The sequence below is a fragment of the Pseudomonas reactans genome (genome assembly GCF_013387025.1).
Lineage (GTDB): Bacteria > Pseudomonadota > Gammaproteobacteria > Pseudomonadales > Pseudomonadaceae > Aquipseudomonas > Aquipseudomonas reactans.
Genome location: NZ_JACAQP010000095.1, coordinates 1 through 1,007, shown reverse-complemented (window position 1 = coordinate 1,007; position 1,007 = coordinate 1). Strand labels below are relative to the sequence as shown.

The 1,007-nt window shown below is 45.7% G+C and carries 2 protein-coding genes; both read right to left on the bottom strand.

Annotation, left to right across the window (positions count from 1 at the left end; genetic code table 11):
• Window positions 1–564 (bottom strand): hypothetical protein (locus tag HX793_RS31685; protein ID WP_178905603.1); only part of this gene is annotated, 564 nt, incomplete at its 3' end.
• A 60-nt stretch (window positions 565–624) separates the two neighbouring features.
• Window positions 625–1,007 (bottom strand): hypothetical protein (locus HX793_RS31680; protein ID WP_218646214.1); only part of this gene is annotated, 383 nt, incomplete at its 5' end.

The window sequence follows — 1,007 nt, the reverse complement described above, 5'->3', positions numbered from 1 at the left end:
TTTGCCGACGATCTTCTTCTCTTCTGTCATGGTGATAGCTCTTCGGTTAGAATCATCTGTGATTCTCTTGAGGAATTCTCTGGGGTTTCTGGCCTCCATCCAAATATTGCGAAGAGTGAAGCTTTCTACTGTAATGTTGGTGAGAGGACCAGGGCTGCCATTGATCTTATTGTTAAGTTTCCTGAGGGCTCTTTCCCTGTCCGATACCTTGGGGTTCCTCTCATCACCACTCGTCTTGCCCACAAAGACTGTAAAGGCCTTGTTGATAAAGTCAAATGCAGGATTAATGACTGGAAAAACAAGTCTCTTTCCTTTGCTGGTCGTCTCCAGCTCATCCTCTCTGTCCTTTCTTCTACTCAAATCTATTGGGCTTCTGTTTTTATTCTTCCTAAATCTATCTCTAATGATATTGAGAAGCTCATGAGAGGTTTCCTCTGGTGCCATGGTGAGTTGAAGCGTGGTAAAGCTAAAGTCTCCTGGAAAACTGTATGCCTTCCTAAGGAACATGGTGGTCTTGGCATACGTAACCTTGCTATCTGGAATGTTGCCCTTATGGCTTCCCATGTTTGGAGACTCCTTTCCAAGAAAGAGTCCCTATGGGTTAAGTGGATCCACTCATACCGTTTATGTGGCCGTAACTTTTGGGATGCCCCCAAAAAATACGGTTCTGGATTTGCCTGGCGTAACATCCTGGATATGCGGGATAAGATAAGGGAGTATATAGTTTCCCAGATAGGTGATGGATGCTCTACTTCTGCTTGGTTCGATAACTGGCACCCTGCGGGCCCTCTTTCTAAATTCTTGTCTGTCCGTGACATCCATGATGCGGGTTTCACTCCTGATACTAAGGTTGCTGACCTGGTTCTTAACGGATCTTGGGTTCGGCCTCATTGTTGGAGAGATTCCCATGGTGCTCTTCTTTCTCATAACCCTCCTACTATTTCCACGTCCGTCCCTGATAAACTCCTTTGGAGATCTAGAGACGGTCAACTCTCTCCTTTCTCTGT